Origin of the sequence: Vineibacter terrae, assembly GCF_008039615.1 — a bacterium.
GTDB lineage: Bacteria > Pseudomonadota > Alphaproteobacteria > Reyranellales > Reyranellaceae > Vineibacter > Vineibacter terrae.
Genome location: NZ_VDUZ01000058.1, coordinates 13,442 through 34,475, shown reverse-complemented (window position 1 = coordinate 34,475; position 21,034 = coordinate 13,442). Strand labels below are relative to the sequence as shown.

General features: G+C 67.6%; 21 protein-coding genes. 6 read left to right on the top strand and 15 right to left on the bottom strand.

All coding sequences use genetic code 11. The annotated features are described in order from the left end of the window. Positions 1-1,206 carry a CobW family GTP-binding protein gene (locus FHP25_RS34415; protein WP_147851525.1) on the top strand — a complete coding sequence of 402 codons (1,206 nt, stop codon included), beginning with the start codon at positions 1-3 and terminating at the stop codon, positions 1,204-1,206. Positions 1,207-1,221: 15 nt separating this feature from the next. Here FHP25_RS34415 and FHP25_RS34410 read toward each other — a convergent pair whose 3' ends face one another. The 9 genes from FHP25_RS34410 to FHP25_RS34370 all read right to left on the bottom strand — a co-directional run bounded on the left by FHP25_RS34410 (position 1,222) and on the right by FHP25_RS34370 (position 10,554). After that, positions 1,222-2,322: a hypothetical protein gene (locus tag FHP25_RS34410; protein WP_178134000.1), complete on the bottom strand. Its 1,101-nt coding sequence runs from the start codon at positions 2,320-2,322 to the stop codon at positions 1,222-1,224. Between the two features lie 80 nt (positions 2,323-2,402). Continuing rightward, entirely contained in the window at positions 2,403-3,014 is a 612-nt protein-coding gene (locus tag FHP25_RS34405) for a hypothetical protein (protein WP_147851523.1), read from the bottom strand. A 112-nt stretch (positions 3,015-3,126) separates the two neighbouring features. Then, on the bottom strand, positions 3,127-3,402 hold the full coding sequence (locus FHP25_RS34400; RefSeq protein WP_147851522.1) for a DUF2442 domain-containing protein: 276 nt from the start codon (positions 3,400-3,402) through the stop codon (positions 3,127-3,129). 193 nt (positions 3,403-3,595) lie between these two features. Then, complete coding sequence (gene glpK / locus FHP25_RS34395) at positions 3,596-5,083, bottom strand: glycerol kinase GlpK (protein ID WP_147851521.1); 1,488 nt, start codon at positions 5,081-5,083, stop codon at positions 3,596-3,598. Positions 5,084-5,133: 50 nt separating this feature from the next. Beyond that, positions 5,134-6,648, bottom strand: coding sequence for a glycerol-3-phosphate dehydrogenase (gene glpD, locus FHP25_RS34390; protein WP_331461718.1), 1,515 nt, complete (start codon positions 6,646-6,648; stop codon positions 5,134-5,136). An 82-nt stretch (positions 6,649-6,730) separates the two neighbouring features. Next, positions 6,731-7,138 carry a GFA family protein gene (locus tag FHP25_RS34385; RefSeq protein ID WP_147851519.1) on the bottom strand — a complete coding sequence of 136 codons (408 nt, stop codon included), beginning with the start codon at positions 7,136-7,138 and terminating at the stop codon, positions 6,731-6,733. 9 nt (positions 7,139-7,147) lie between these two features. After that, positions 7,148-7,759 (bottom strand): LysE family translocator, encoded by a 612-nt coding sequence (locus tag FHP25_RS34380; protein WP_147851518.1) that lies wholly within the window; start codon positions 7,757-7,759, stop codon positions 7,148-7,150. 168 nt (positions 7,760-7,927) lie between these two features. Then, positions 7,928-8,779: an endonuclease/exonuclease/phosphatase family protein gene (locus FHP25_RS34375; RefSeq protein ID WP_178133999.1), complete on the bottom strand. Its 852-nt coding sequence runs from the start codon at positions 8,777-8,779 to the stop codon at positions 7,928-7,930. Between the two features lie 140 nt (positions 8,780-8,919). Then, positions 8,920-10,554 (bottom strand): DUF3987 domain-containing protein, encoded by a 1,635-nt coding sequence (locus tag FHP25_RS34370; RefSeq protein ID WP_178133998.1) that lies wholly within the window; start codon positions 10,552-10,554, stop codon positions 8,920-8,922. Positions 10,555-10,922: 368 nt separating this feature from the next. Between FHP25_RS34370 and FHP25_RS34365 the strand changes: the two genes are divergently transcribed. The 4 genes from FHP25_RS34365 (at position 10,923) to FHP25_RS34345 (ending at position 12,992) form a co-directional block, all read left to right on the top strand. After that, complete coding sequence (locus FHP25_RS34365) at positions 10,923-11,165, top strand: type II toxin-antitoxin system Phd/YefM family antitoxin (RefSeq protein ID WP_147851541.1); 243 nt, start codon at positions 10,923-10,925, stop codon at positions 11,163-11,165. Then, positions 11,165-11,590 (top strand): type II toxin-antitoxin system VapC family toxin, encoded by a 426-nt coding sequence (locus tag FHP25_RS34360; protein ID WP_147851515.1) that lies wholly within the window; start codon positions 11,165-11,167, stop codon positions 11,588-11,590. The genes FHP25_RS34365 and FHP25_RS34360 overlap by 1 nt, the downstream gene beginning before the upstream one ends. Positions 11,591-11,632: 42 nt before the next feature. Beyond that, positions 11,633-12,511, top strand: coding sequence for a hypothetical protein (locus FHP25_RS34355; RefSeq protein WP_218578819.1), 879 nt, complete (start codon positions 11,633-11,635; stop codon positions 12,509-12,511). Between the two features lie 310 nt (positions 12,512-12,821). Beyond that, on the top strand, positions 12,822-12,992 hold the full coding sequence (locus tag FHP25_RS34345; protein ID WP_218578817.1) for a hypothetical protein: 171 nt from the start codon (positions 12,822-12,824) through the stop codon (positions 12,990-12,992). An 86-nt stretch (positions 12,993-13,078) separates the two neighbouring features. Here the strand turns inward: FHP25_RS34345 and FHP25_RS34340 are convergent, their stop codons facing one another. From FHP25_RS34340 to FHP25_RS34320, 4 genes are all read right to left on the bottom strand, one after another. Further along, entirely contained in the window at positions 13,079-14,392 is a 1,314-nt protein-coding gene (locus FHP25_RS34340; RefSeq protein ID WP_147851513.1) for a hypothetical protein, read from the bottom strand. Continuing rightward, entirely contained in the window at positions 14,389-16,089 is a 1,701-nt protein-coding gene (locus tag FHP25_RS34335) for a serine/threonine protein kinase (protein ID WP_147851512.1), read from the bottom strand. Before FHP25_RS34335 ends, FHP25_RS34340 begins: the two co-directional genes overlap by 4 nt. Before the next feature lie 406 nt (positions 16,090-16,495). Then, positions 16,496-16,759 carry a PIN domain-containing protein gene (locus FHP25_RS42505; RefSeq protein WP_147851510.1) on the bottom strand — a complete coding sequence of 88 codons (264 nt, stop codon included), beginning with the start codon at positions 16,757-16,759 and terminating at the stop codon, positions 16,496-16,498. Between the two features lie 8 nt (positions 16,760-16,767). Beyond that, positions 16,768-17,004 (bottom strand): antitoxin, encoded by a 237-nt coding sequence (locus FHP25_RS34320; RefSeq protein WP_147851509.1) that lies wholly within the window; start codon positions 17,002-17,004, stop codon positions 16,768-16,770. A gap of 304 nt (positions 17,005-17,308) precedes the next feature. On the opposite strand from FHP25_RS34320, the gene FHP25_RS34315 reads away from it, so the two are divergent. Further along, complete coding sequence (locus tag FHP25_RS34315) at positions 17,309-18,862, top strand: serine hydrolase domain-containing protein (RefSeq protein WP_178133997.1); 1,554 nt, start codon at positions 17,309-17,311, stop codon at positions 18,860-18,862. A 57-nt stretch (positions 18,863-18,919) separates the two neighbouring features. Here FHP25_RS34315 and FHP25_RS34310 read toward each other — a convergent pair whose 3' ends face one another. Beyond that, positions 18,920-20,014 carry a sn-glycerol-3-phosphate import ATP-binding protein UgpC gene (locus FHP25_RS34310; RefSeq protein WP_147851507.1) on the bottom strand — a complete coding sequence of 365 codons (1,095 nt, stop codon included), beginning with the start codon at positions 20,012-20,014 and terminating at the stop codon, positions 18,920-18,922. A 139-nt stretch (positions 20,015-20,153) separates the two neighbouring features. Then, positions 20,154-21,002 carry a sn-glycerol-3-phosphate ABC transporter permease UgpE gene (ugpE, locus tag FHP25_RS34305; RefSeq protein ID WP_147851506.1) on the bottom strand — a complete coding sequence of 283 codons (849 nt, stop codon included), beginning with the start codon at positions 21,000-21,002 and terminating at the stop codon, positions 20,154-20,156. Positions 21,003-21,034 lie beyond the last annotated feature (32 nt).

Below are 21,034 nucleotides of genomic sequence, written 5' to 3'. Positions count from 1 at the left end.
ATGAGCGAGGCGGCTGAAGAGCGCATTCCGGTATCGGTGCTGACCGGGTTCCTGGGCAGCGGCAAGACCACGGTGCTGCGCGAGCTGCTGCGCCAGCCGGAGATGGGCGACACCGCCGTCATCATCAACGAGTTCGGCGACATCGGGCTGGACCACCAGCTGGTCGAGAAGTCCGACGAGGACGGGCTGGTCACGCTCAACAGCGGCTGCCTGTGCTGCACGGTGCGCGGCGACCTGGTGCGCACCATGAGCGAGCTGTACATGAAGCGCACGCGCGGCGAGGTGACGCCGTTCAAGCGCATGGTGGTGGAGACCACGGGGCTCGCCGACCCGGCGCCGATCCTGCACACCCTGATGACCGATCCCCTGCTCGCCTCGCGCTTCCGCATGGACGGCGTCGTCGTCACCGTCGACGCGGTCAACGGCGCCGGCACCCTGGACAACCATGCCGAGTCGGTGAAGCAGGCGGCGGTGGCCGACCGGCTGCTGCTGACCAAGACCGACCTCGCCTCCGAGGACCAGGTGACGTCCCTGCGCGGCCGCCTGCACCAGCTCAACCCCGGCGCGCCGGTGCTGCCGGTCAAGTTCGGCGCGGTGGCGCCCGCCGACGTGATGAACGCCGGCCTCTACAACCCTGAGACCAAGACCGCCGACGTCAAGCGCTGGCTGCGCGACGAGGCCTACCTCGCCGAGCACGACGCGCACGGCCATCACCACCACGGTCACGGCCACGGCCATCACCACGACGACCATCACCATCGCCACGACGATGATGGCCGCGCGTCCGGATCGCCCGACGATCCTTTCGCCGGCCCCGGGCCGGGCGAGGACCACGCGCATCGCGACCAGGACCCGCACGACGTCAACCGCCACGACGATCGGATTCGCTCCTTCTGCCTGGTCTTCGACACGCCGCTGCAATGGGCCACCATCGCCGCCGCCTTCGACGCGCTGGTGACCTATCGCGGCCCCGACCTGCTGCGCATCAAGGGCATCCTCAACGTCATCGACAGCGACAAGCCGGTGGTGGTGCACGGCGTGCAGCACGTCTTCCATCCGCCCGCGGTGCTGGAGAAGTGGCCCGACGACGACCGCCGCACCCGCATCGTCTTCATCACCCGCGACCTGCCCGAGGCCACGATCCGCAAGGTCTTCTCGTCGTTCATCGAGACGGCCGACAAGTGGGGGCAGACGGAAACGCGGTAGCGCGCCGCGCCGGCGCTACCGCAGCCATGCCTCGATGGTGCCGTCGGCGCGCACGCTGACGAGGTCGTCCCGGGAATCGCCATTGAGGCCGGCCGCCAGCACGTCGACGATCGGCGATTCGGCGCAGGACAGGCGGCCTGCCTCGCGCAGGGCGCCGCGCTGCGCCGTGACCACAGCGAGACATTTCCAGTCGCTGGTCGGCACCACGATGTCGGCGACGCCATCGCCGGTGACGTCGAGCAGCGCGCCGATGCCCTGGCGCACGGAACCGAAGCGGTGGCTGGTGTAGCCGTCCAGCGACGCATCGGGCTCGATCCGGCCGACCCGGATGCCGTCGACCTGCAGCCGTCCGACCTGGTGCGGCTCGACGACCTCGACGATGCGCCGGCGGCCGTCGCCCACGACATCGGCGATGCCGATCACATCGCGCCACCGCTCGCGCGCGCCCAGCGGCTCGGACACGGCCCGCGGCTCGAGGCCGGTCGGCGCGAAGGCGTACAGCACCAGCGCCGCGCCCTGCCTGACATGCGAGCGGATCACGAGGAAGCCGGCGCCGCAGGCGTCCTCGGCCGACCCGCGGGGCGGGTCGACATGGCGCACGGTGCGGTCCTCGAACAGCTCGTCCGGCGGCAGCTCGACCTCCTGATCGACCCAGGACACGACGTCCTGGCCGCTCAGCCGCCGCATGCGCAGCGTGCGGTACTCCCAGCGCTCGCCGAAGATGCCGCGGCCCAGGCGCCGCGTGCGATCGGCAAGGCGGACATCGACATGCATCAGCCCCGGCGCCCGGCCCAGGCTGCACTGCACGCTCGGCCGCGCCGAGACCGGCGGCTCGCATCCGCTTGCGTCGAGCACCACCGTCTCGCCATCGAGCGCATGCGGCACCGACACCGTCCGCCGCCCCAGCACCACTCCCAGCACGGGCGCGCCGCCCGGCCGGTCGCACACCAGGAAGCGCTCGGGCCTGCCCTCGACGCGCGCCGTGCGCGACGGCCCGATCTCGAGCCCTGCCTCGGCATCAGCCGGCGCCGCGCCGGCCGCCAGCGCGGCCACGACAACAAGGCCGCACAGCCATGCGCACGACCATCCAACCAGGCGTTCCCTCCGCCGCAGCATTGACGCACTCCCTGCCGGCGTTGGCGGCGATCCTGCGGCGGGCGCACGGCAGTGTCCATGGCTATGTCGGCGCCGGCGGCCTACATCGGCGGCACGAGGCCGCCGATGCCGACCAGCACGCGTGCCGCGCTGAGATCGCCGCCCGGCCCTTTGGTCACGGACGCGAACATGTGATTGCCGGGCTTCAGCAGATCCGGCGAGCCCGCTGCGAAGGTGACAATGGGCGCCGACGGCGGCACGGTGATCTCGATCGGCTGCTCGGCGCCCTTGTACGCGACCTTCAGGACGCGGCCATGCGCCGCTTCCGTGACCGTGGCGACGGTGCCGTTGGTCATGGTGCTCTGCGGCTGCAGGTCCCAGGGATAATGGCCCTCGCCGGAGCCGCGCGCGCTCTCGGGAAACACCAGCACTTCCAGGGCCACCCACTTGCCGTCGCCGCCCTTGAGCGCGGCGATGCCCACGAAGCTGTTGGGCTTGATGTCGGCGATGTCGGCCTTGGTGACGCCGATCACGCCGAAGCCGTCGGCCAGCTTGATGGTGAGCTTGTCGCCCTCGCGCGCCGTCACGCTCAGCACGCGATCGCTGTAGCCCGTGATCTCGCCGCGCACCCGCGTGGCGGGCGGCGTTTGCGCCGCGGCGGAAGCGGCGATCAACACCAGGGCAGATGCCAGCACGACACGACGGAACATCATGACGCCCTCCCTTGCTCGAGGCGGCCGGAGCCTACGTCCACACTATCGGCGGCGGAAGACGTGACGGGATCGTGCGTTACTTAGGGAAACGTAAGGTCGGGGTGACGATCCGTTATTCGGCTGCTGCGGGCGCAGCATGACTGATCGCCCAGAGATTGTCGGCATGGAAGTCGACAAACTGCCCGAATATTTCCCATGCCAGGCTCTCACCCTCGGCGTGAACGAACATGCGGCGCAGGAACACAGCCGGTTCCCCCAAATCGGCCAACATGCCGCCGCGAGCGATCGCAGGCTTGAGATCTGCCGTGCTGCGCGACCCGTCGGCCCATTCGATATCGACAGTGAAGTCGCGACGCGGCGTGGCTCGAGCAATGCGATGTGACGTCATTACCGGATCCTCTTCAGCGGTCGACCAGCCCGCACAAGACGCCAGTTTTCGTTAGGCTCCACGCGGTACGTGCTGGTCCAGTCCCGCAACCTGCGCCGCACAGCCGCTGACATGCGCCCAGTTTCTTCCAGCATCGAGCCGTTATCGATCCTAATCCCCATTCGGGGGGCGCTGTCGTCCAGTCGCCCTGGGATCATCCCGCGCTGCGCACGCGTTTGACGGCCGCCTGCCAGCCGGCGTAGCGCTGGTCGCGCGCCGCCTGGTCCTCCCGGGGCGCGAAGGCGCGGTCGAGCTGCCAGGTGGCGGCGACGCTGTCGAGCGACGGGAACAGGCCGGCCTGCAGGCCGGCCAGCAGGGCGGCGCCCAGCGCCGTGGTCTCGGTGACGGTGGGACGCTCGACCGCCACGCCCAGCGTGTCGGCCAGGCGCTGCATCAGCGGCCCGTTGGCCACCATGCCGCCGTCGACGCGCAGCGCCGCGATCGCGGCGCCGTCGGCCTTCATCGCCTCGATGAGGTCGCGCGTCTGGTAGCAGACCGAATCGAGCGCCGCCTGCGCGATCTCGGCCGGTCCGGTGTCGCGCGTCAGGCCCAGCAATGCGCCGCGCGCGTCGGGATCCCAGTAGGGCGCGCCCAGGCCGACAAAGGCCGGCACCATGAAGACCCCATGGCCGGGCCGCGCCGCCCCGGCCAGGGCCTCGACGTCGGCCGACCTGTTGATCAGCTTCAGCCCGTCGCGCAGCCACTGCACGGCGGCGCCAGCCACGAAGATGCTGCCCTCCAGGGCATAGGTCGCCACGCCGTCCAGGCGATAGGCGATGGTGGTGAGCAGCCGGTGCTTCGAACGCACCGCCGTGGCGCCGGTGTTGAGCAGTGCGAAGCAGCCGGTGCCGTAGGTGCTCTTGACCATGCCGGGCTTGAGGCAGGCCTGCCCGACCGTGGCCGCCTGCTGGTCGCCGGCCATGCCCAGCACCGGGATCGGCGCGCCCAGCAGGTCGGCCGTGGTGGCGCCGAAATCGCCGGCGCAATCGACCACCTCGGGCAGCAGCGCGTGCGGGATGTCGAGCAGGCGCAGCAGGTCGAGGTCCCAGCGCTGGCTGTTGATGTTGTAGAGCAAGGTGCGGGCGGCGTTGGTGGCGTCGCTGGCATGCCGGCGGCCACCCGTCAGCCGCCACAGCAGGAACGACTCGACGGTGCCGAAGGCCAGCGTGCCGGCCTCGGCCCGGGCGCGTGCGCCGGGCACGTTGTCCAGGATCCAGGCGAGCTTGGTGCCCGAGAAATACGGATCGAGCACCAGGCCGGTGCGCTGCCGGAACTCCGGCTCGAGCTCGGCCGCCTTCAGCTCGGCGCAGCGCTCGGCCGTGCGGCGGTCCTGCCAGACGATGGCGTTGTGAACCGCCGCGCCGGTCTCGCGGTCCCACACGATGGTGGTCTCGCGCTGGTTGGTGATGCCGATGCCGGCGACGGCGGCGGCGTCGAGCCCGGCCCGGGCCAGCGCGTCGCGGCATACCGCCACCGTGGCGCGCCAGATCTCCTCGGGGTCGTGCTCGACCCAGCCCGGCGCCGGGTAGATCTGCGGCAGCTCGCGCTGCGAAGTGGCCACGGCCCGCGCCGCGGCGTCGAACACGATGGCGCGCGTCGAGGTCGTCCCCTGGTCGATCGCAAGGATATGGCGTGCAGGCATGGTGGGTGCTCTCGGGTGGACCGTTCGTTGAGCTTGCCACGTCGCGTTGGCTAAGCCGCGTCCCGCCGCTGCGCGGTCATCCAGTCCGCGAAGGCTTGGCGCTGCGCCTGGGTCATATGCAGGCCTTCCTTGGTACGGCGCCACAGCACGTCGTCGGGCTCGCGCGCCCATTCGTGGCGGATGAGATGGTCGACCTCGATCTCGTAGAGATCGCCGCCGAAATGGCGGCCCAGATCGGCCGGGGTCCTGGCGGTGCCCAGCAGGTCGTCGCAGCCGGCGCCGTGGCGGCGCGCCAGGCGCCAGAGGTAGGTTTGCGGCAGTCCGGGATGGACCCCGATCAGGCCGCGCGCGAAGCCGTCGAAATCGGCGTGCGGCATCTCGCCGTCGGGCAGCGGCTCCTGGTCGGTCCACCGGCCGCCCATCGACGGGTAGTACTTGCCGAGATCGTCCATCGCGTGCTCGGCGAGCTTGCGGTAGGTCGTGATCTTGCCGCCGAAGACGCTCAGCAGCGGCGCCTGGCCGTCGGCGGCGTCGATCTCCAGCACGTAGTCGCGCGTCACCGCCGAGGGGTCGTCAGTGCCGTCGTCGAACAGCGGCCGCACGCCGGCATAGGACCACACCACGTCGGCCGGCGTGATCTGCTTCTGCATGTAGTGGTTGGAGAGCGTGCAGAGATACGTCACCTCCTCGGGGGTGATGGCCACCGGGCCGGGCGCGTAGGTGTCGAGCTCGATGTCGGTGGTGCCGATCAGCGAGAATTCGCGCTCGTAGGGGATCACGAAGACGATGCGCTTGTCGTCGTTCTGCAGGATGAAGGCGTGGTCGCCATCGTGCAGCTTCGGCACCACGATGTGGCTGCCCTTCACCAGCCGCACGCGCTTGCGGGTCGCGACATGGCCGACATCGTCGAACCATTGCCTGACCCAGGGGCCGGTCGCATTGACCAGGCCGCGCGCCTGCACGTCGAGGCGGCGGCCGGTGGCCGCCTCCTCCAGCGTGACCTGCCACAGACGGCGTCCGGCCGCCTCGATGCGGCGGGCGGCGACGCATTTGTGGCGCGCGAAGATCCGGGCGCCGCGGTTGGCGGCCGATTTCAGGTTGCCGATCACCAGGCGGGCATCGTCGACCCAGCCGTCGGAATAAACGAAGCCGAAGCCGAAATCGGGCTTGAGCCCGGCGCCGTAGGGGCTGCGCTGCAGCCTGACGCTTTCGGTCTTGGGCAGCCGCATGCGGCGGTCGAGGTGATCGTAGATGAACAGCCCCACGCGCAGCATCCAGCGCGGCCGCAGATGCGGCTCATGCGGCAGCACGAAGCGCAGCGGCCAGGAGAGGTGCGGCATCTTGGCCAGCAGCAGCTCGCGCTCCTTCAGGGCCTCGCGCACCAGCCGGAACTCGTAGTGCTCCAGGTAGCGCAGCCCGCCATGGATCAGCTTGGACGAGGCCGAGCTGGTGGCGCTGGCGAAATCGTTCATCTCGCACAGCCCGACCTTGAGGCCGCGGCCGTTGGCGTCGCAGGCGATGCCGGCGCCGTTGACGCCGCCGCCGACGACGAACAGATCAAGCACCGCGGGTGAATCGGAAGAAGCAGCAGGACTCATCCGCCCAGTGTAGCGCGCCGCGCGCCGCCATGCGAAGCCGGGACCGGGCTCAGGCGTCGGTTTCCGCGCCCGGCAGGCCGCCCAGGCCATGGATCCAGGGCAGCGCCGAGCGGCACCAGATCTGCCGCCGGGGGACCAGGTCGCGGCGCTGGCGGATGCTGCCCCAGCGGATGCCCCAGCTGTCGGCCTCGTCGCCCTCGCCGGCGGTGAAGATGGGCGAGCCGCATTCGGGGCAGAAATACTGCAGGCGCCGGCGGCCGTTGTCGCCGGTCTTGGCATAGAGCCTGGGCGGGCTGCCGGTGAGGCGGATGTTCTGCCGCGCGGTCAGCACCGTGACGCGGAACGGCGAGCCGGTCAGCGTCTGGCAGTCGGTGCAGTGGCAGATCGAGACCTGCGCCGGGTCGATCTCGGCCTCATAGGTCACATGGCCGCAGTGGCAGCCGCCGTCGATCCTCATGCCGCCTCCCTAGCGGTCGGTCAGGGCCAGCTTGGCGCCCAGCCCGACGAACGCGGCGGCGAACGTGCGGCGCATCCATGCCAGCACGCGCGGCCGCGAGATGATGTGGTGGCGCACGGCGGCGGCGGCGAGGCCATAGGCCACGAACACCACGAAGGTGAGCAGCATGAAGACGCCGCTCAGCTGCAGCATGCTGGCCAGCGGCCGGGCCTCGTCGGCGCGCACGAACTGCGGCAGGAAGGCCAGGAAGAAGATCGACAGCTTGGGATTGAGGACGTTGACCAGGATGGCGCTGCCGATCACCTGCAGCGCCGAGCGCGCCCCGACCTCGGTCGGCACCGCCAGCGCGCCCTGCTCGCGCAGCGTGGCCCAGGCCATGTAGAGCAGGTAGGCCACGCCCAGGTACTTCAGGATCTCGAACGCCAGCGCGCTGGTGTGCAGCACGGCGGCCAGGCCCAGCACGGCGGCGGCCATGTGCGGGATGATGCCCAGGGTGCAGCCGAACGCGGCGATCACGCTGGCACGCCCGCCGCGCGAGATGCCGGCGGCCAGCGTGAACAGCACGCCGGTGCCCGGCGAGGCGACGACGATCAGCGACGTTATGAGAAACTCGATGCTCACGGGCGCCTCCTGCACGTGGCCATGCTAGACGACGCGGCCGCGGCGCGCCATGTCGGCGCCGACGCTCCGCTGTCATCCCGAGCGCAGCGAGGGATCTCCTGTGAACAGCGCACCGTGCGCCGTGCTGCAGGAGATCCCTCGCTGCGCTCGGGATGACAACTGTGCCGGCTACACGTCGAGCTCGACGAACAGCGGGAAGTGGTCGGACGCCGGCGTCGTGTCGTCGATCCAGGCGCGGCGCACCTGGGGCGCGAGGTCGGCGGTGATGAAGCAATGGTCGATCCGGCCGTCGCCGGGGAAGCTCTCGCGGTCCTCGACATTGCCGGCGGCGGCCCAGGCATCGACCAGGCCGTCGGCCTGCGTGACGCGGCCCATGAAGGGATGCAGCTCGCCGCAGATCGCTGGGTATTCCGGGTCGGCATGCGTGAAGTTGAAATCGCCCATCACGACCGCGGCAGTGGGCACCGGCGGCGCCTTCTCGCTGAAGCCGAACAGGTCGGCCACCTGGTGATCCCAGGTGCCGCCGCGCCGCGCCGCGCCGTGCACCAGGTCGAGCACGGCAGCGATCTGCGGCAGGCGCTGGCGCGGCGTCAGGTGCGAGAGATGCAGGCTGTAGACGCGCAGCGGCCGCGACCGCGCCGCGATCACGGCCTCGACCATGCCGCGCTGCAGGTCGAACTGCGTCGGCAGGGAAGTCTTGGGCAGCAGGTGGCCGCGGGCCTCGCTGATCGGCCAGCGCGACAGCACGGCGTTGCCGAAGGTGCGCCGGCGATTGAGGATCCGGCCGTCGCCCTCGACCGCGCTGGAGTCGGCGTCGAAGGCGCCGTGGAACCAGACATAGCGGTTCAGCCGCGCGGCGATCTCGGCCGCCTGGTCGGCAAAGGCGTTGAGCGCCCAGCCCTGCACGACCTCCTGCAGGCAGATCACATCGGCGGCAGCCACGGCATCGGCGATCCGCGCCACGTCGTAGCGGTGGTCGCTGCCCAGGCCGAAGTGGATGTTGTAGGTGGCGAAAAGCATCGAAACCATACTGCAGACTATTGTTTTCGTCTTCGCCCGGCGCCGGCGCGAAGCGATGAGGGGAAGCCGACAGTATCGTCTGGATGGTCGATCGCAAACCGGTATGACCGGACAGACCCACGGTGCGGGACGCCCACGTGTCACGCCGCCGAAGGTTGGACGGCCGCATCAACACTGTTGCGCGATTGCGCGAACGGCTCACGCCGGCGCTGAGCGCGCTCGCCGAACGGCGGCCGCAGCCCATGGCTGCCGCCGCCGACATCCGCCGTCCGCGTCACCGGATCCATATCAGGCGGCATGCCCTTTTCCGCCGGATCGCTCCTGCCGGCGGGAAGCGGCGCGGCGGCGCCACTTGCGTGAGAAGCGCGTGCGGAGATTGCGGAAATGGAAGGGGCGGCATCATCCGGATCGGCTGCCCCGAGGTCGCCCGCCGTCCCGGCACCGCAAAGGTCGGGGTGCACCAGCCAGCGCCGGCGGCGGCGGCCGCGGCCGCCCTTGGCCGGCGTCACCGGCTGCAGCCAGCCGCCCTCGACGAGATCCTCGATCAGCCGCTGGGTGCCGGCGGCATCCAGCGCCTGCGACAGCGCCTCGCGGCGGATATTCTCGCGCGACACCTCGGGCAGGCGCCGCGCCGCCAGCCAGCGCAGCACCTGGCGCTGGCGGCTCTCGCCCTCACCGCCGGAACCGGCGATGCGGAACGTCGCCTGCGCGTGCGGCCACAGGTAGTCGCGCCACATCCGCGCCGCCGCCGCGATGGCCCATGCGGGCACATGCGCCGGCTCGGCCGCGCCTTGCGGGCTGGCCGCCCAGCCGAGGAATGTCAGCACGCCCGCCAGCCGCAGCACCTGGCTGGGCCCCTTGCCCCACCACGCCGCCTCCCGGCCTGCAAGGTCGCGCATCGGGACACGGTGCGCCCGGCGGAAGTCCTCGAAGGCGGCATGCGCTTCATCCGCCAGCGGCAGGTCGCGCATGCACCACGGCCGTTCGCAGAGCCGCCGCAAGGCGGACACCGCCTCGATCGTCACGGCGCCCTCGTCTTCGGGCAGCGGCAGCGGCCGCGGGCACGCCGCTGGCGCCGGACGCACGAACAGGAAGCGCGCCAGCATGCCGCTGTCGTCGCGGGCCAAGGCCGGCGCCAGCGCGTCGGGATGCGCCGTGCCCAGGATCGAGAGCGACGGGCCGTCGAGCTCGATCGTCTTGCCGCGCCAGCCCAGATCCAGGCCGCGCTGGCACCAGGTGGAGAGCCAGAACGCCTGGGCGCTGCCGTCGCGCGTGCCGCGCGCCATTTGCGATGGCCAGCCGCCGTGCTCGTCGCGCACCAGCAGCACGCCCCGCGGCCCGATCTCGCGCAGCACGCCGAGGACGGCGTCGATGGTCGTGCCGTTGGTGAACAGCGGCGCGGACGTCGTGTGTGCTTGCGAGGCCTGCGGCCCGTACCGGCGCTGATGCTCCAAGGTCCGCAGCAGGCCGCATACCGCCTCCACGGCCGGCGTCTTGCCGCACGAGGGCGGCCCGACCAGCATCGTCCACAAGATGCACGGTTCCACCCAGCCCCGGGCCGGCGCGACCCGGCGGTCCGAGACGAGGCTCCCCGCCGCGGTCAGCAGCGACAGGGCCACATAGTCGGTCGGCGCGACCGTGCTTGCCGCCGCGGCCTCAGTCCACGCGCGCCAGAGGGGTGGCAGCACGTCCAGCGGGAAAGGCGGCGGTGCGTCCGCCTGCTCGTCAAGCAGGCCGAGGTCCAGGCTGGGCCACGCCTCGACCGGAGCGGGCACGGCCAAATCCGCAGTCTGGAGGGTGTGCGCGTTCATGACTTCACCCCTGGTGACAACAAGGCAAAGACGGTGACTTCAGCGTTCGTCGTGGCGTCGGATCTGCGTTCTCGAATCAGATACAATATTATTGGAAACAAATCAAGAACAAAACATCTACCACCACGCCGGCGAGGTCTGATACGGACTCGCTGATGGCGGGCGGCACCCTGAGGAACTCGCCCGGTTGCTGGCCCTTGCGAGCCGGTGCCTGCGGAGGCTGATGTACCGCCTGCCCGGCACTGTCAGATCAAAGCCCGTTCTCCTGCGTGGGCTCTGGAATTGTTAAGATCAACATGCTATATGACCATCTACATGGTCATGAGCATGCTATGGACACAATCAACCTGGCGGATGCCAAGGCACATCTGAGCGAGCTCATCGATCGGGTCCAGGCCGGAGATTCGATCGATATCACTCGGCGCGGCCGGCCGGTCGCCCGGCTCACCGCGGTGGCCAAGCCGCGCAAGCGGATCGACGTGGCCTTGCTCAGGTCTTTGACGGCGACCATGCCGTTGCAGGCCGAAGGCGCCGCCGATCTGGTGCGGTCGATGCGGGATGGCGATCGTTACTGATGCTCTATCTCGATACGTCTCTCATCGTCGCGGCGCTCTCCCATGAAGCGATGACGCCGCGCGTCCAGGGCTGGCTGGCCGAGCAGGATCCGGCACAGCTTCTGATCAGCGACTGGACCATCACCGAGGTATCCTCCGCCATGGCGATCAAGCTGCGGACCGGGCGGATCAGCCTGGAGCAGCGCGCGGCGGCGCTCGCCATGTTCAACAAGCTCGTCGCGGAGAGCTTCACGGTGCTCTCGGTGACCGGTGGGCATTTCCGGGCGGCGGCCAAGTTCGTCGATCAGCATACATTCGGCCTTCGAGCCGGTGATGCCCTGCATCTCGCGACAGCGTCGGAGCATGGCGCCACGGTGCACACGCTCGACCAGCGGCTTGCCGAGGCAGGGCCGCTGCTCGGCGTGCCGACGCAGTTGCTGGCATGATCGAGGCCCTCTCCTGCTCCGCCAACCATACCCGGAGCATCGATGGCCGGTGACTGGACCGACGCGCAGAACGACGAGATCGTCGCCGACTATTTCGCGATGCTCGCCGACGACATTGCCGAACGTCCCTACACCAAGGCAGAGCATAACCGCCGCCTACAGGCGGTGATCGGCCGTCCGCGCGGTTCGATCGAATACAAGCACCAGAACATCAGCGCAGTGCTCAAGGGCCTCGGAGAGGATTGGATTGCCGGCTACAAGCCGGCTTTCAATTTCCAGGCCTCGCTCGTCGACGCGGTGGTGCGCTGGCTCGAGCGCCACCCCGATTGGCTCTCACCAGCCGCGCGGACGGGAGCGGGCCCATTGCCATCTTCTCTCCGAGAAGAAGCGATACTGTGGTTTGGCACGCCGCCCACACATAGCAATGCGCCTCCGCCCGACGAACTCGAGCAGATGACCGCCATCGCCCGGAAATACGATGTCGCCGGGCGGGACTCCCGCAATCGGGCGCTCGGTCACGCCGGCGAGGAGCGCGTCCTCGCCCATGAGCGCGCCAACCTGCTCGCTGCCGGTCGAACCGACCTCGCCGCGCGCTCGGGAGCCGCGAGCGTTCGAGCTGCGGCCGCCGCTGGAAGCGCATGTGTCGCTGATGGCGACCAGCTATCAGGCGAACTTCTTGTAGTGGCTGATGCTTGTCTTTCCGCTTGCGGCGGACTTTCGGCTTTGAAGGCGCTCGATCGCATCTCCGAAGTTCAGGAATTCGTTGGTGGCCAGGGCGTCTTTGCGCTTCCAGAACACCTGAATCGGGCTCTCGCCCGCCTCTTCGAGCCAGTCCAATCCAAACGCCGTGGCGATGGCTTCGAGCTTTCCATTGAGCTCACCTGGGCTGGTGGCGCGCACGAAGTTCTGGCGACCCTTTAAGATGGTCCGCGGACACTTCTGATTCCATGCACGTGCCAACAGCGGTTTTCGGCACCCTATTTCGGCTCGGGTCCATCTTAGCAAGAAAGGCTCCACCCGCTCCTGAGGGCCATCCACAGTGCAATTCGAGCCCAGATCCGCCAGCCGCGCCAACGTCCGTTGCGGTTGTTTACCTCCGCTACCATCGTGCGCGGAAGGTCATGTTCCTGGAGCCACGGAAGGGTCCGTTCGTGGCGCGACGCAGAACGAAGGTATCGACGAAGCGCTACGTCGGGCCTTCCTCTTCTATCTCATCAGCCACGACTGCCCCATGGTCGAGGTGCTGGTGGTTCGGCGCAAGGACATCGCCGCTGAATTCGAGCGCAGCTTCGCCGCCGCCGACCTGCCGGCTGTCCGATGGCGGCGACAGAATCTCAATGGGTTGAATCCCCAGAAGCGCGAGGCATTGGTGAGGCAGCTTGGAAAAGTCCTGGCGGGATAGGCTGGCCAGGGCTTTAAGCCCCCGGTTCGCCGACGATCGACACCACAGTTGCCCGCTGAGTTCCACGTCCGACAAGTCGAGCTGCGTTACCGAAGAGGGGCGATGGCGGGATCGATCCCGCCGAAGCGGATTTCGACCCAGTCGTCGTTATCCTCCTCGTCGGTCTTGATGACCTCGATCGACTCCGGCAGGCGGCCTGCCATCAGATTGCGCAACACGACGGCCTGCAAGTGGTTCGGTTCCCGGGGCATTTTCCGCGCCGCTTCGACATATTTGGCGCCATTGTCCTGAAGTGTCCGCAGACCCGCGAAGATCTCCGTAAACTCGCGCAGGCCGAGGCGCACCACGCTTGATCCCGACATAGAATAGCCTCCGTGATGGCCGACGTCGTAATCGTCTTCGCGAGCCCGAAGCGCGCCGTTGACGGGCATCATCGCGGGCTTCGGGAAGTGCTCGATCATCGCCTGGAACAGAGTGTTCAACTCGGAGCGGGCGTTACACCCCTCGCGAACAAACAGGCTCGCGTCGTTCTGCCGCACCGGCTTCGGGTAAGGCGCCCAGCCATGCCGACTTTCACGGACGCTCAGGAGCAGGGCGAAATCGACGGATGAGAATTGCCGGAAGAACTCGGCGACGATCTGCCTGGTCGACACTTCGTCCCAGTTCGCCGATCGACCCGAGAGCGCGACGCAATCACCGTCGCCGACAATGACTCCGGTGATACCGTCCGCGCCACGGAGCTGCTCGGCCTTGGCCTTGAGCGCGCTATAGAGCGGATTTCGGTCCTTGATTTTGGGCACATCATAGGCGGCAAAGCCGCCTGAGATGTAGGGCGACTTGGTCGGATCGATGGTGATGTCGAGGCCGACATCGTCATCGTCGATCGCGATGCGCAGCGGGAACTTCCCGGCGGTCATCTGCTCGCGCAGCTGCGGCACGATCGTCTGACGGACGAACTCCTGCAATTTCCTCCGAGGTGGCACCAGCAGCACCGTGCGGGTTCCGCGCTTCGTGCTCTCGTGCTTAGATCGGACGCGCAGATCGAGACCGCCGATGGGCAGCTTGAGCTTGTTCTTGGCGGCTTCGATCATTTGACTCAGTTCGTGATAGGGGTTGTCCTTGTCGATGCCTTCGTCCGAAACCGCCGTCACATCGGCGGTCAGCCGCAGCGTGCCCTGTTCGAGCAGGATGTCAGGCCGCCGTAGGGACGCCAGAACCACCTCGTGCTGGAGGAGGCCGCATTTCGACAGGCCGTGAAGCACGACCAACTCCCACATCGCCGCGACCCGATCCTTGCCGGCCCGGTTGAGACGCTCCGCCAGTTTGTCGACCGCCTCACCGTCCAGCACGTCGCGAAGCTCGTCGAGGCGGCGCTGAAGGGCCCGTCTCCGGTAGATCATGCCGACGGTCCCGAGCCCGCCGCGTAGCGCTCGGCCAGCTCGCCGACGATCCGCTCCGCCATCTGCGGATTGGCGTAGATGACCTGCTGCTCCAGCGGGCGAAGCCGCTGGTCCAGCACGACCCAGCGGGATTCCTCCATCGATTGCTGCTTCAGGATCTCGGAGACGGCAGCGATGGCCGCGAGGGGCACGAGCGCGGTGACGAAGGCCCCGTTCATGATGTCGCGCGTGCGCCGGTTCTGCAGGAAGTAATCGAGCGCCCATCGCAGCTTGCCGCGTTCCGGCTGCGTCGGATCATAGACGAAGGCCAGGATCGAGCGGCTGCGCCGGACCGCTTCGACCGCCGCCGCTTCGAGCGATCCGAAGGGCCTGATCTCGCGGAAGATGTCCGCCTCGGGTGGAAGAGCATTGGGGTCGTTGAGAACGGCGCGGAGCCGGGCGGCCAGCCGAGTCTGGACCGCGTTCTGAAAATCACCACCATAGTCCGGCTCGGCAAGGTCGGTGCGATACACGGTCTCGCCCGACATGCGCAGGAGAAGCTCCTCGCCAGCGGGCACGAACTCATAGGTGATTGACAAGATGCGATCGGTCGATCCCTGGCGCGACCAGGACAACGTGTTTTGACCGCTTTCGCCGGTGACGACCCAGCCGGTCTGACTGATCGACAAATTGCCGCCGATGGATTGCTGCACCTGGTTGAAGACCTGCTGCACCTTCCTCAGCGCGTCGCAGAGCTTCGCGATCGTTGCCGTCAGGCGGCGGTTGGCAGAGGTGTCGAGCACTTCGCGGAGCGCGGCCAGGTCCTCGTCCGCCGATGAGCCGGGTGGTTGATCTCGCATCATCCTGTCCATTCGTTCGCGCATTGCTTGCACGGTGGCGAAGCGGTTCACCACGCGGATGGCAAAAGCTTCATCGAAGAGAGCGAGGAGCCGCGCTAGCCGGGGCGATGCGGCGTACTGGAGCTTTGCCATCGCGGCCGTTCGCTGGTGCGGCAATCGGCCCTCGCTGTCTTCAAGCACATCGGGATGGTCGCCGGTCAGCAGATAGAAGAGGACGCCCGCAGCAAAGCAGATGTCCGACCTCGGATCCTGTTTCGACAGGCTGCCGGCCGACAACTCGGGAAGCCGCAGGAACCGGTTGCCGACCTCCTGCCAATGCTCGGTCTGGAAGTCGATGTCGGCGAGATCGTGATAGCTGATCCCGAAATCGAGCAACCAGACGCGCGCCGAGGCGCCACCTTCGAGGATGATGTTGTCGGGCTTTACGTCGCGATGGACGCACCCCTGCGCATGGCAGGCCTGAAGGATATCGAGCAGGCGCGATGTGATCGTCACTGCCGTCTCGATCGACACCAACGCTTGCGATTCGCGCCACGACCGCAGCGTGGTTCCCACGATGAACTCGGTCACGATGAAAGGAGCGACACTGTCGTCTGCGTGTCGATGCGCGTTACTCTCTATGAGCCTAGGAATGCCGTCGACGCCGAAGCTGTCATAGGCGGTCGCCTCGCGGAAGAAGCGAGCCCGGCGCTCAGCAACATTCTTCGATTTGATGATCTTGAGGAATCCGATCTTCCCGTCGGACCGGCGTCGCGCGCGATACGCTTCGCCTTGGCCGCCGCCATCCAGCTCCTCGATCTTCTCCCAGCGCGTCTTCCATGTCTGGTCATCGACCCATGGTGATTGGATCTCGGTCATGCTCTACCGTTACCTCAGCTACGTGAGTAACTCGACCTATTCTGATGCATTTTCAAGTCAGTGACCCGCCTTTGTGCACTCTATTCTACGCTACAATGCTCCCGCCCTTTGTGGCTGATGGCTCCGTCCATCAGGCTGAGGTACACCGGTACGAAGCGGCCGGCATCGGACGCAAAGAGTTCAAGATAAAGCACCTCCTGTGAAGGCCAACTATGCCGAAATCCGCGTCGAAACAGCTCGTAGTGTGCATCAACAACGATGGTTACCCTGCTTCGCTCGAGAAGCGGAAGATCTACGTGCTGCTTCGTGATCAAGTTGCGGAGGACCGTGGCCTTCTGCGGATCATCGACGAGTCGGGAGACGATTACCTTTACCCAAAGGCGCTCTTCCGTCCGATTGCCTTGCCTCAGGCTGTCAAGCGGGCCGTATTGGCCGCGGCCTGATCGCGTGTCGCCTGGTAGATCGACTTCGACGGTGCCGACGCCAACACGCGTCGCGCCGTAGCAAGGCCGAACATCTCTGGACGAACACTGTGGACACAGCCGTAGCGCAGCTCTGCAGCAACGATAATGCTCGTGCAGACGTTCTTTTCGCCCACCTTGGCAATCCGCGCCGCTGCCTTGCCCTGCGGGCTCCTGATCAACTCAGAGACGATGTTCGTGTCCAACATATGCTGGATCAAAACACGTTCTCCGGTGTCGGTGCAGGATCATCGATTTCCGGGAAGTCTTCATTCACGGGTTCCATCGCCTTCAGCAAGGCGACGAGACCACGCTTTCGCACAGGCTCGATCACCAGACGATCGCCGTCACGATGCATGATCGCTTCATTGCCGGGCAATTCAAAGTCCACCGGTATGCGGACTGCCTGATTGCGCCCGTTGCGAAACAGCTTGACGTGCCTCTGCTCGGTCATGGCTGCTCCATGCCTATGGCATAGGCCGCAACACTATGCCGGCTTCACCGGCAAGACGCCGAAAGCGCTCGATCGCGTACCGTGCACGGTTCAGCGAAGATCCCGCGCGGCTGTCAAGGGATCCCGCTCGCCTGGTTGGCAGGTTCGCCCGCTTCGTCCACGATCTCCGTTGCGCCGCAGCCCTGGACTACAGACATGGAGGCATACCTTGCCAAGCGCGGCCTGCCTGCCAAACCCGCACACGGGCAACCGGGGCTTCGACCTGCTCCTCTGCGCTGCCGCCTCACCCCGCCGCGGAAAGCGCTTGCGAAAAGGCATTGCTGCGCTCGCCTTGGCGACGGCGCTCCTGCTGCCGCTCGCCTGGCCCATCGCCGCGGTGGCCCAGGCCAAGGTCGATGCCTGGCCGACCAGGGGCTGGGAACGCTCGTCGCCCGAAGCACAGGGCATGAGCTCGCAGGAACTGGTAAACCTTGTCGTCTTCGGCATTTCCAACGGCATGGACAGCCTGCTCGTGGCGCGCCATGGGCGGATCGTGGCCGAGGCCTACTACGCGCCCTTCGCCTCGGGGGTCAGGCACCGCGTCAACTCGGTCACCAAGTCGGTCATCGGCAGCCTGGTGGCCATGGCGCTCAAGGACGGGCTGCTCAAGAGCCTCGATCAACCGGTGCTCGATTTCTTTCCCGAGCACCATGTCGCCCATCTCGATGAGCGCAAGAAGGCCCTGACGCTGCAAAGCCTGCTCGACATGAGGTCCGGCCTGGACTGGAGCGAGCCGCTGCAAGGCGCGCCGCCGCAGTCCTTCCTCGACATGCAGCGCAGTCCCGACTGGGTGCGGTTCATCCTCGACCGTCCCATGGCCGCCCGGCCCGGTGAGCGCTTCGACTACAACAGCGGCAACCCGCATATCCTGTCGGCAATCCTCTCGAAGGTCACGGGACGCAGCGCGCTTGCCTATGCGAAGGACAGGCTCTTCAAGCCGCTGGGCATCGAGGACGTCGCGTGGCGCCACGACCCGCAGGGCGTGTCCACTGGCGGCGCCGGGCTCTACCTGCAGCCGCGCGACATGGCCAGGCTCGGCTATCTCTGGCTGCGCGGCGGCGCCTGGGACGGACAACAGCTGCTGCCGCCGCAATGGGTCGACAAGACCAGGCATGCCACGATCGGCATGGGGCTGGGCCCCGACCTGCACTATGCCAACCTGTTCTGGTCCGTGTCCGCCAAGGGCGTCTACATGGCGGTGGGCTATCATCGTCAGCTCATCGTGGTGATGCCGGCGCTCGACCTCGTGGCCGTCTTCACCGGCGCATCGCGCTACAGCAATGCGCTCGGCGTTCCCAGCGTGCCGGCCTATGCTTTCGACGCCGTGCTCGGCCCCCTCATGGCGGCAGTCAAGTCCGACACGGCCCTGCCCGAGGACCCCGAGGCATCGGCCGCTTTGGCCGGCGCCGTCGAGCGGGTGGCGCTGGAAGCACGGACGCAGGAAAGCGGCTCATCGCCTCTGGCCTCGGCGATCTCGGGAAAGGTCTATCGCCTGAAGCCCAATGACCTGCGGGTCAGCTCGTTCTCGCTGACGTTCGAGGGCGAGGGTGCTGCCTACGACTACGCGGCCGACGGCCAACGCTTCGGCGGACCCATCGGGCTGGATGGCCTTTACCGGGTTGGCGGACGCCGACCCTATGGGTCGAGTGCCGCGAAGGGCATGTGGCTCGACGAGCGGACGTTCCAGCTCGAGGCGCAGACCCTGGGCAACGACGACGCCGCCATCGCGGCCGCCACGTTCGACGGCAAGACTGTCACTCTGCGCATCGGCGCGCTGGGCGGTCCCAAGCTGGAGCTCAGTGGCGAAGCAGAGGAGTGACGCGGCTCCGCCGCCAAGGGAGTCCGCCATCACCAGCGGCTGGCAACACGGCAACAGTCAGACGAGCGCTATCCGCCGGCCGCTGTCGGCGTCGAACAGGTGCACGTTGGCGGCGTCGACGTTGAAGCGGCGGCTTTCGCCGCCCTTGACCTGCACGTGCCCAGGCATGCGCACGGTCACGCCCTCCCTGGACTCGCCGAAATGGCCATGCAGCAGGGTGTCGGCGCCCAGCGGCTCGACCATCTCGATCTGCAGCGCGATGGCGCCGTCGCCGCCGTCCGCCAGCAGGTGCTCGGGCCGCACGCCGAGCGTCACGGCACGGTCGGGCTCGCCCTCGATGGCGCCGCTGAGCCGCAGCGTGACGTGCTGCTGGTCGGCGGTCGCCAGGCTCACCGAGCGCCGGTCGGTGCCGACCCGGCCGGAGAGGAAGTTCATCGCCGGCGAGCCGATGAAGCCGGCGACGAAGGTCGACGCCGGCTTCTCGTAGACGTCCATCGGCGTGCCGATCTGCTCGGCGCGGCCGGCATTCATGACGATCAGCTGGTCGGCCAGGGTCATGGCCTCGACCTGGTCGTGGGTGACGTAGACGCTGGTGGTGCCCAGCTCGCGCTGCAGGCGCTTGATCTCCAGCCGCATCTGCACGCGCAGCTTGGCGTCGAGGTTGCTGAGCGGCTCGTCGAACAGGAACACCGCCGGCTCGCGCACGATGGCGCGGCCCATGGCCACGCGCTGGCGCTGGCCGCCCGAGAGCTGGCGCGGCTTGCGCTGCAGCAGCCCCGACAGCTCGAGGATCCTGGCCGCCTTCTGCACGCGCTGCTCGATCTCGGCCTTCGACATGCCGCGGATGCGCAGCCCATAGGCCATGTTGTCGTAGACCGACATGTGCGGATAGAGCGCGTAGTTCTGGAACACCATCGCGATGTCGCGATCCTTGGGCTCCAGCGTGTTGACGACACGCTCGCCGATGGCCACGTCGCCGCCGGTGATGCGCTCCAGCCCGGCGATCATGCGCAGCAGGGTCGACTTGCCGCAGCCCGAGGGGCCCACGATGACGATGAACTCGCCGTCGGCGATCTCCATGTCGATGCCGTGGATGACGTCGACCTTGCCGTCGTAGGACTTCTTGACGCCGCGCAGGCTCACGCCGGCCATGTCTTGCTCCCCTCGCCGCGCAGCTTCATGGTGAGCCCGTCGAACCATGAAGCGTCTCGCACCGTCATCCGTGCGATGCCTTCATGGTTCGACAAGCTCACCATGAAGGCTGGTTCCAAAAGGTCATGCGCGCACGCCGTCACTTCTCGGTCTCCACCAGGCCGCGCACGAACTGGCGCTGCATCAGCACCACCACCAGCACCGGCGGCAGCATCGCCAGCATGCCCACGGTCATGATCAGGTTCCACTGCGGCACGCCGTCGACCACGTTGGCCTGGCGCGTGAGCGTCATGATCACGGTGTAGAAGCTCTCCTCGGTCGTGACCAGCAGCGGCCACAGATACTGGTTCCAGCCGTAGATGAACTGGATCACGAACAGCGCGGCGATGCTGGTGCGGCTCATCGGCAGCAGGATGTCGACGAAGAACCGCGTCGGGCCGGCGCCGTCGACACGGGCCGCCTCGGTGAGCTCGTCGGGCACGCTGAGGAAGAACTGGCGGAACAGGAAGGTGGCGGTGGCCGAGGCGATCAGCGGCACGATCAGCCCGCTGTAGCTGTTGAGCATGCCGAAATTGGCGACCACGTCGTAGGTCGGCACGATGCGCACCTCGATCGGCAGCATCAGGGTGATGAAGATCATCCAGAACGCCGTCATGCGCAGCGGGAAGCGGAAATAGACGATGGCGTAGGCCGCGATCAGCGAGATCGCGATCTTGCCCAGCGATACGCCCAGGGCCATGATCAGGCTGTTGGCAAGCACCCGCCACAGCGGCGTGCGCGACGCCTGCGCGAAGCCCTCGCTCAGCACCTTGGCGTAGTTCTCGAACATGTGCCCGCCCGGCAGCAGCGGCACCGGCGGCCGCAGCATCGTGGCCGAGTCATGGGTCGAGGCCACGAACGTGATCCAGACCGGGAAGGCGATCACCACCAGGCCGACGATCAGCACGGCATGGGCCAGCACGGTGAGCCAGGGACGATTCTCGACCATCGGCGCCTCAGTACCGGACGGAAACCACTTCA